Genomic DNA, 8,837 nt, shown 5'->3' with positions numbered 1-8,837 from the left:
CTCCCACCTTTTTTGACCGTTTTTTAGGCTTGAATCAGGCCGTTGATCTTCACGGTCGGGTTCACGTCAGCGTCGTAGTCCACGCCGTCGATTTCAAAACCGAACAAACGCAGAAACTCAGCCTTGTAACCGGCAAAGTCGCTGATTTCGTTAACGTTGTCGTCAGTCACCTGGTTCCACAGCGCCGCCACGGCGTCCTGGACTTTGGGCTCCAGCTCAGCCAGGTCGGCACGCAGGCGGCCGTCGGCATCCAGCTTCGGCTCTTTGCCGTACAGGCTGTCCTTGAACAGGCCGTAGACCTGCTCGATGCAGCCTTCGTGGGTGCCCTGCTCTTTCATCACTTTGAACAGCAGCGACAGGTACAGCGGCATGATCGGGATCGCCGAACTGGCCTGGGTGACCACAGCCTTGAGCACCGACACACGGGCGTCGCCCTTGAGTGCGGCGAGGTTGTCGCGCAGGGTCAGGACTTTCTTGTCGAGGTCTTTCTTGGCTTCGCCGATGGAGCCGTTCCAGTAGATATCCTGGGTCAGCTTTTCACCGAGGTAGGTGAAGGCGGTGGTCTTGGCGCCTTCCGCCAGCACGTCGGCGTCACGCAGCGCGTCGATCCACAGCTGCCAGTCTTCGCCGCCCATGACTTTCACGGTGCCGTCGATTTCTTCCTGGGTCGCAGGCTCAAGCGTGGTATCGACCACAACGCCTTTGTCGGTGTTGATACCGCGCAACGTCACGGCCTTGCCGATCGGCTTGAGGGTGGAGGTGTGCACCACGCCTTGCGGGTCGGTACGGCGTGGCGCGGCCAGGCTGTACACCACCAGGTCGATTTTGCCGAGGTCTTTCTTGATGGTTTCGATGGTCAGGCGCTTGATCTCGTCGGAGAACGCGTCGCCGTTGATGCTCTTGGCGTACATGCCTTTTTCAACGGCAAACTTCTCGAACGCTGCGCTGTTGTACCAGCCGGCGGAGCTCAGCTTGCCTTCTTCGCCTTCTTTCTCAAAAAACACACCCAAGGTATCGGCGCCGCAGCCAAACGCAGCACTGATGCGCGCGGCCAGGCCGTAACCGGTGGAGGCGCCAAGGACCAGCACCTTCTTCGGGCCGCCTTCGATGACGCCATGCTGGGTGACGTAGTCGATCTGCTCTTTGACGTTCGCTTCACAGCCAACAGGGTGAGCGGTCACACAGATAAAGCCACGAACCCGCGGTTTGATGATCATAAAATTTCTGCCTCTTCCAAGGTGCCGAAGGCCAATGGTGGCCATTCAACTTAATCGTACCGGTCTATGACGTCCAAAAAACCGAAGCGTCACGATAGTCGCAAATCTTCTGTTTACAAAATCCAATCAACAAAAGGCCGGATACGCCACTGCGCGGGTTAAAAACTGTGCCAGGCCTTCACAATTTCGCAATATTTAAAACGCCCAGCGCCGCCGGAACCCACTATCATGGCAACATTGTTTCGCTTTGTTTCAGGTTCGGAGCCACGCTTCATGAGTAAAAGTGCTGTTCAAAAAAAGCTGGTCTCAGCCGCCTGGGTGCTGGGCGTTCTGTTGTTCATGTACTGCTTCCCGCGCACCAGCCTGGTATTTCTGTTGCTGGTGCTGTTCTGCGGCATTTATGACTTCCTGCGCAACGGCCTGTACGACCGCGACACGATCAAGAAATACTTCGTTGGCAACGGCCGCAACACTTGGATATTGGCGCCGTTCAATACCCTGTTCGACCTCTTCAGCCTGCGCAACCGCCACGTCTACACCATGAACGACCTGCCGCCCGCCTGGCGTGAAGACCTGCAACAGGTAATCGACGACGCCATGGCCCACAAGGACGAAATCATCGGTTACCTGGACGAACGCATGGCCGAGAAAAAGCGCGGCATGTTGTTTTTCCAATGGTACGGCCGCCCGATCGAAACCACGCTGGACATCCCGCAGCTGCGCAAAAAACTGCCGTTCGTGAAGACCATCGGGGTGTCGGTGTTCAACGAAAACCGCTCGACGTCGTTCCACTTCGGCCCGCTGCGCATGATGTTCCGAGTGCTCTACAACATGGCGCCGGCGCCGCACCACGAGGGTGTTTACATCCAGGTGGGCAAACACAAGCATTATTGGCACGACGACCCGCTGTTTATCTTCGATGACACGCTGATGCACGCGTCCTTCAACAAGAACGACGCAAAGCGTTACTGCCTGTTCATCGATATCGTGCGGCCGACCTTGCTGCCCTCCGTGCTCAACGCCGTGATCTCGGGCTTTGCCGGGCTGGTGTTTACCCTGCGTCGGGTTTTCTACAAAAACTGGAAGCTGATTCAGTAAGTTCTGCGGCATGATGGTGCTGGACGGAGTTTGCGCACGGCCTCATGCCTGCCAAACTGTGCGTCTCGTGCGACCGAGTTCGGCGCTCATCATTCTCCAGCCATCGCCACCCCTGGCGGGTGCGGTGGCTGTGCTTTCAAGGAATCAGAATGCCCCAACGTCAAGTCATCAATGCCTCCGTCAGCCCCAAGGGCAGCCTCGAAACCCTGTCCCAGCGTGAAGTCCAGCAACTGAGCGAAGCCGGTACCGGCAGCATCTACACGTTGTTCCGCCAGTGCGCTTTGGCCATCCTTAACACTGGCGCGCACATCGACAACGCCAAGACCATCCTCGACGCCTATAAAGACTTTGAAGTGCGTATCCATCAACAGGATCGCGGCGTACGCCTGGAACTGTTGAATGCGCCGGCCGACGCCTTCGTCGATGGCGAAATGATCGCCAGCACCCGCGAAATGCTGTTCAGCGCCCTGCGCGACATCGTCTACACCGAGAACGAGCTGGACAGCCAGCGCATCGACCTGAGCAATTCCCAGGGCATCACCGACTACGTGTTCCACCTGCTGCGCAACGCCCGTACGTTGCGTCCGGGTGTCGAGCCGAAAATCGTGGTGTGCTGGGGCGGCCACTCGATCAATACCGAAGAATACAAATACACCAAGAAAGTCGGCCACGAACTGGGCCTGCGCAGCCTCGACGTGTGCACCGGTTGCGGCCCCGGCGTGATGAAAGGTCCGATGAAAGGCGCGACCATTTCCCACGCCAAACAGCGCATCACCGGCGGCCGCTACCTGGGCCTGACCGAGCCGGGGATCATCGCTGCCGAAGCGCCAAACCCGATCGTTAACGAGCTGGTGATCCTGCCGGACATCGAAAAACGCCTGGAAGCCTTCGTGCGCGTAGGCCACGGCATCATCATCTTCCCGGGCGGCGCCGGCACGGCTGAAGAGTTCCTGTACCTGCTGGGCATCCTGATGCACCCGGACAACCGCGACGTGCCGTTCCCGGTCATCCTCACCGGGCCGAAACACGCGGCGCCGTACCTGCAACAACTGCATGCCTTCGTCGGTGCCACCCTCGGCGAAGCGGCGCAGGCGCACTACCAGATCATCATCGACGACCCGGCCGAAGTGGCGCGCCAGATGACGGCCGGGCTCAAGGCCGTGAAGCAGTTCCGCCGCGAGCGCAATGACGCGTTCCACTTCAACTGGCTGCTGAAGATCGACGAAGGCTTCCAGCGCCCGTTCGACCCGACCCACGAAAACATGGCAGGCCTGCAACTGAGCCACGCCCTGCCGCCCCACGAACTGGCCGCCAACCTGCGCCGCGCGTTCTCGGGGATCGTGGCCGGTAACGTCAAGGACAAGGGCATTCGCCTGATCGAGCAACACGGCCCGTACGAAATCCACGGCGACCCGGCCATCATGAAACCGCTGGACGAGCTGCTACAGGCGTTTGTCGCCCAGCACCGCATGAAGCTGCCGGGCGGTGCCGCGTATGTGCCGTGTTATCGCGTGGTGCAATGAATTAGCGCTGTACCGCCACACATTTGATTTCCACCAGTAACCCGGGATGCGCCAGTTCTGACACGCCAATGGTCGTCCAGGCGCAATGCCCGCGTGGGAACAGGCGGTTTTTCACCTCGCGAAAAACCGCCATGTGCTGGCTCATATCAACGTGATACGTGGTCATGTCGACCACGTCTTCAAAACGGCAGCCGCCCTCCTCCAATACGTGCCGCAGGTTCTCCCAGGCGGCGATGAATTGCGCCTCGGGGTCTTCTATTACGGCCAACTTCGGCGTACGGCCGACCTGGCCTGCACAATACAAAGTGTTGCCAACTTTTACGGCAGGCACGTAGCCCGCGCGCTCTACGATGGGTTGCATGGCGGGCGGGATGATGCGGTGGCGGTCGGTCATAGCTTGTATCTCTTAGGGTCTCTGAAAAGCGTGTGAACGTGAAAACGTCGAGCTAGGGTTTTACCTGTTCCCACCCACGTCTACCAGCGAGCGACCTATGGACCAACGGATCTTGTCCTTCATCAATCCTTACCTTAGGGTAAGGAACATTACGATGGAGATCTTCACTATGGCGACCGCCACACTGACTTCAAAAGGGCAAATCACCATCCCGGTCCAAGTCAGGACCGCACTGGGTCTGGAAACCGGCGACCGGGTTGAGTTTGTCGAAACGGAAGACGGCAAGTTTTCCATCATTGCCGCGAGCAAAACCGTTCAGGACCTCAAAGGGTTGATCCGCAAGCCCGCCCAGGCCGTGTCGATTGACGATATGAACCGCGCCATCGCTGCGCAGGGAGCAAGAGCGCAATGATCGGCCTGGATACCAATGTGCTGGTGCGTTATGTCACCCAGGATGATCCCGTTCAGTCCCCCAAGGCGTCCGAGCTGATCGAATCGCTCACCACGCTTTCGCCGGGTTTCGTCAGCCTGGTGTGCGTGGTGGAACTGGTATGGGTGTTACAAAGCTGTTACCAATCGGCCAAGAGTGATGTGGTGACGGTTCTGGAAACGCTGCTGCGTACACGTGAATTGACCGTCGAACATGCCGAGATCATCTGGCAGGCACTGCGACGATTCACGGCGGGCAAAGCCGAGTTTGCCGACTACCTGATAGAGCGCTGTGCCCATGCGGCAGGCTGTGAATACACCGCCACCTTTGACGTCAACGCGGCCAAGGCCACCGGGATGAAGCGCTTGGCCTGACCGGCAGCGTTGCAGCGAATTGCGGGCTTTGGTAAAAACCGCCCCTACCCTTGATCGAGAGACACCCAACGTGCGCACGCTTTTGCTCGCAGCCTTGGCCCTGACGCCGACCTTTACCCTGGCCGACACCATCGCCTGGCCCGACCTGCCGAAAACCTGCTTCGTCAGCGGCCGGCCCGCCACCAGTGTGGATGTCGACACTGGCTGCGCGGCGTTCCTGATCAATGTACAAGGCAAGGCGGCGGGCACGCCGATCAAGCTGGATATTCCCCAGTACGCCCTGCATGTGGACGAAGCTACGGGCAAGGAAACGCCGGTGATCATCATCCAGGCCGAAGAAAACGGCGAGATCAAGGCCGTGGGCTACAAGGAATTGGGCACCGATCAGCTCGGTGCCGCGTTGCTGCGGGAGGTTCGGCTGCTGGGTACCCAAAAGCCGACCTAGCGGTTTTTTGCAGGCGCGAACCCGCTCACGCCTGCGGCCAGGCGTTCGGCCAGGGTTCAGCGAACCCAGCCACCGCCCTGCCAGTGGTAACCGTCATTGCGCTGCACCCAGTGCGGATGCACATAACGATAGCCTTCGCGCACTTGCTCCCAATGGCCGTGCACCGCGACGTATCGCCCGCCTGCCCAGCGCCAGTAGCCGCGTGACCAGACATAACCGTAGCGCGGCGCAGGTTCCACCTCGATCACTTGAACCGGCGGCGGTTGCGGCGCGACCACTTCGACATACTCACGCTGTACCGGCCCGCGCTCATGCACCACACGCTCTTGCACACACCCGGACGCTGCGACGACAACCGCCGCCAATGCCGCATAACGTAGCAACATACAAAACCCTCGGGCGCGTACGCCCAGCACCTGCACCAATAAAAAATGCCCCCATGTTTCAGCCGCGCTCCTGCTTGGCTATGGGATCTTTTTAACAGGTGATGTCTGTCGGCTTGCTGAACCTGCAGACCTCAGGAAGCACAGGCGACGGTCGGTTGTTTCAGACGCACCAGCACCAACCCCGTCACCACCACCGCAATACCGGCGTAGGTTGAGCCCTGGATCGCATCGCCAAACATCAACGCCGCCCACACCAGGGTGACCGGTGGCTCCAGATAGACCAGCGCTGCCACGTGGGTCGCTGTCATTACCCGCAACAACATCCACAAGCTCAAATAGGCGACGAATGTGGAAAACACCGTCAGCCAGACGATAGAGATCAACACGTCCGAGTCATGAGGAACACTGAAGGTGCCGGTATAGAGCACGGCGCCGGAAAAGCCGATCAGCGTCAGCAGCGACTGGATGAACAGCGGCAACACCAACCCCGCGTGCTGGCGCTGAGCGGTACGGCGCTCATACAAGGTCGCCAGCGTCAGCCCCAGCGCTGCGGCCAGTGGCAACAAGTACATGACAAAGCCGACGCTCTGCCCGCCACTGCTGTACTGCCCGGCAATCACGATGGAGACGCCGATAAAGCTGATCATCAACCCGATCCACTGCCAGCCACCGCTGCGCTCGGCAGCGCTGCCGGTCGACAATGCCGCCGTCATCAATGGCTGCAGCGCCGCGATGATGGCGGCAATGCCGGGCGGCAAACCATTTTGGATCGCCACATACAGGCAACTCAGGTAGAGGAACTGCGACAGAAAGCCGATCACGGCGTAGTGGCGAATCTGAGCCCAGCTCACCTTCAACAGCTTCACGTTCAAAAACAGCCCCAGGCACACCGACACCAGCAGGAAGCGCCAGAACAGCAAGTTGAATGCCCCGCTGCCTTGCGTACCCAACTTGGCGCCGATGTAGCCGGAGCTCCAGGACAGCACAAACGCCACCTGCAGCAGCAGCCGTTTCAAGGTTGATCGCGTCATGAATCCTCCCGTCAGTGCACGTTGACTGAAAGGCTAAGGGCCGCGCATGCTTCTGTATATTTGAATTACTTGCACCACAAATTCGTAATTGTGGAATCATGACCAAGCAACTGAACATCGACTTGTTACGCACTTTTCACGCCGTGGCGCGCTTTCGGCGCTTCAACGAGGCGGCCGAGCATGTGCACCGCAGCGCATCGACAGTGACCACACAAATTCAAAAGCTCGAGGAGCAAATCGGCCAGCGCCTGTTCAGCCGCAGCAACCAGGGCGTGGAGCTGACGCTGTATGGCCAGAAGCTGCTCGGCGAAACCACCGAGTTTCTCAAGAGCCATGACCGCCTGCTGATCGCGCTGATGCCACAGCGCATGCAGGGCAAGATTCGCCTGGGCATTCCCGATACCTATGCGCCGGCGTTCATGCAGGCATTTTTGCCGCGCTTGATCGCCGATAACCCCTTGCTGGAACTGTAAGTCGAAGCGCGCACCAGCGGTGAGCTGCTGAATATGTTTATGGCCAACCAACTCGACCTAGCCATCACCGTCAGCGCACAACCGCTGGCCCAGGGCGAACGCCTGGGGCCGGTGCAGCCGCTGTGGGTGGCGGCCGAGGGCTTCAGTTGCGCGCCGAATGCGGCGCTGCCGATCACCGTGCCGGTTGCCGGCTGCCCGTACCGTACGGCGGCGTTGCAGGCGCTGAAGGATCACGGGATTTACCACCGGGTATTGCTGGAGAGCCCCAATTCCACGGCGGTCGAGGCCTGTATCCGCAGCGGCGTGGCGGTGGGGTTGATCGAAGAAAGCCGCATGGGCAGCGGGCTGACGCAAAAGATTGCAGGGTTCGAGTTACCCCCACTGCCGGTGCATCATCTGTACCTGCTGTGCGACAGCAGCAATGCGCTGGCCCTGCATCTGTATGCGCAGGTAAAACAGGGTTTCCACATTTGAGCCCTCACGCCTGGCCGAAGCGCGCCAGCACCGCCTCGACAAACCGCCGCAACTTGGCGGTGCGCTGCCGGTTGGCGGTGTAAACCAAGTGCATGGGGCGGCTGGGCGCCTCAAATGCCGGCAGTACCCGCACCAACTCGCCCCGAGCCAAGGCCGGACGCAGGAAGTCTTCGGCGCCCAGCACGATGCCGAAGCCATCCAGTGCCGCCGACATCAACGCCCGGCTTTCGTTGATTTGAAGGCGGCTGGCGACCTGCACCGTGTAGGGCGTTGCGCCTTGGTGGAAGACCCATTCACGGTCCGCCGGGCGTGACCAAAAGGCGTAGCCCAGGCATTCATGTTGCGCCAGGTCTGCCGGGCACTGTGGCGTCCCTCGCACCGCCAGATACGCCGGCGCCGCGCACACCACCAAGCGATAAGGTGCCAAGGGCCGGGCCGTTAAACCGGTGGTGGCCAAAGGGCCGATACGGAACGCCGCCTCATAGCCTTCCTCCACCAAGTCGACGAAGCGATCCGTGAGGTGCAGGTCAATTTCTACGTCCGGGTTGTCACGCAAAAACGCGGTAATCAGCGGCATCAGGCTGTAGGAACCGAAGGTGACCGGGGCGGTGACTCTCAGCTTGCCGCGCGGCGTGTCATTCATGATCTGGGCGAGCGAATCGGCAGCCTCAGCCTCCGTCAGGATATGTTTGCAGCGTTCGTAGTACGCGTGCCCCAGTTCCGTCAGGCTTTGCCGACGCGTGGTGCGGTTAAGCAAGCGCGCGCCGAGGCGTTGCTCCAGGGCGGCAACATGCTTGGCAACCATTTGCGCGGACATGTTCAAGCGCTCGGCGGCGCGGGCGTAGGAGCCCAACTCGGCGGCCATCACAAAGGCATGCATGCTTGAAAGACGGTCCATCATTCCCTACTCCCAGTAACAACACCCACGCCAAAACGCTCATTTATCGCCAGCTAGTTGCCAATCATCATAACTGCTCGATGACTTACGAGGA

10 protein-coding genes and 1 pseudogene are annotated in these 8,837 nt (G+C 59.9%); 6 read left to right on the top strand and 5 right to left on the bottom strand.

The window, feature by feature from the left end:
• Positions 1-23: 23 nt before the first annotated feature.
• Positions 24-1,217, bottom strand: coding sequence for an enoyl-ACP reductase FabV (gene fabV, locus NTD89_RS03025; protein ID WP_262206406.1), 1,194 nt, complete (start codon positions 1,215-1,217; stop codon positions 24-26).
• 273 nt (positions 1,218-1,490) lie between these two features.
• On the opposite strand from fabV, the gene NTD89_RS03020 reads away from it, so the two are divergent.
• Together NTD89_RS03020 and ppnN are read left to right on the top strand one after the other, a co-directional pair.
• Positions 1,491-2,315, top strand: a complete 825-nt coding sequence (locus tag NTD89_RS03020; protein WP_145163100.1) for an aspartyl/asparaginyl beta-hydroxylase domain-containing protein — start codon at positions 1,491-1,493, stop codon at positions 2,313-2,315.
• Between the two features lie 149 nt (positions 2,316-2,464).
• Positions 2,465-3,838 (top strand): nucleotide 5'-monophosphate nucleosidase PpnN, encoded by a 1,374-nt coding sequence (gene ppnN, locus NTD89_RS03015; RefSeq protein ID WP_145163099.1) that lies wholly within the window; start codon positions 2,465-2,467, stop codon positions 3,836-3,838.
• Between the two features lies 1 nt (position 3,839).
• On the opposite strand, the gene NTD89_RS03010 is transcribed toward ppnN, so the two are convergent.
• Positions 3,840-4,232 carry a RidA family protein gene (locus tag NTD89_RS03010; RefSeq protein WP_262206405.1) on the bottom strand — a complete coding sequence of 131 codons (393 nt, stop codon included), beginning with the start codon at positions 4,230-4,232 and terminating at the stop codon, positions 3,840-3,842.
• A gap of 154 nt (positions 4,233-4,386) precedes the next feature.
• On the opposite strand from NTD89_RS03010, the gene NTD89_RS03005 reads away from it, so the two are divergent.
• From NTD89_RS03005 to NTD89_RS02995, 3 genes are all read left to right on the top strand, one after another.
• The gene (locus NTD89_RS03005) at positions 4,387-4,644 is read left to right on the top strand and encodes an AbrB/MazE/SpoVT family DNA-binding domain-containing protein (RefSeq protein ID WP_262206404.1); all 258 of its coding nucleotides are present in this window, start codon (positions 4,387-4,389) and stop codon (positions 4,642-4,644) included.
• Positions 4,641-5,036, top strand: a complete 396-nt coding sequence (locus tag NTD89_RS03000) for a PIN domain-containing protein (RefSeq protein WP_242193902.1) — start codon at positions 4,641-4,643, stop codon at positions 5,034-5,036. Before NTD89_RS03005 ends, NTD89_RS03000 begins: the two co-directional genes overlap by 4 nt.
• 70 nt (positions 5,037-5,106) lie before the next feature.
• Positions 5,107-5,481 (top strand): hypothetical protein, encoded by a 375-nt coding sequence (locus NTD89_RS02995; RefSeq protein ID WP_145163093.1) that lies wholly within the window; start codon positions 5,107-5,109, stop codon positions 5,479-5,481.
• A gap of 56 nt (positions 5,482-5,537) precedes the next feature.
• On the opposite strand, the gene NTD89_RS02990 is transcribed toward NTD89_RS02995, so the two are convergent.
• Entirely contained in the window at positions 5,538-5,867 is a 330-nt protein-coding gene (locus tag NTD89_RS02990; protein WP_106576901.1) for a YXWGXW repeat-containing protein, read from the bottom strand.
• 131 nt (positions 5,868-5,998) lie between these two features.
• A complete protein-coding gene (locus NTD89_RS02985) occupies positions 5,999-6,898 on the bottom strand; it encodes a DMT family transporter (RefSeq protein ID WP_262206403.1) in 900 nt (299 codons plus the stop codon).
• A 98-nt stretch (positions 6,899-6,996) separates the two neighbouring features.
• Between NTD89_RS02985 and NTD89_RS29375 the strand changes: the two are divergent.
• Positions 6,997-7,845: pseudogene (locus NTD89_RS29375) on the top strand (LysR substrate-binding domain-containing protein).
• Between the two features lie 4 nt (positions 7,846-7,849).
• On the opposite strand, the gene NTD89_RS02970 reads toward NTD89_RS29375, so the two are convergent.
• Positions 7,850-8,746: a LysR family transcriptional regulator gene (locus tag NTD89_RS02970; protein WP_106576904.1), complete on the bottom strand. Its 897-nt coding sequence runs from the start codon at positions 8,744-8,746 to the stop codon at positions 7,850-7,852.
• Between the last annotated feature and the right edge of the window lie 91 nt (positions 8,747-8,837).

Origin of the sequence: Pseudomonas sp. 14P_5.3_Bac1 (genome assembly GCF_025466135.1) — a bacterium.
Classification (GTDB): domain Bacteria; phylum Pseudomonadota; class Gammaproteobacteria; order Pseudomonadales; family Pseudomonadaceae; genus Aquipseudomonas.
Note: the sequence above shows the minus strand (reverse complement) of the source record. Positions and strands in the feature narration are given on the sequence as shown.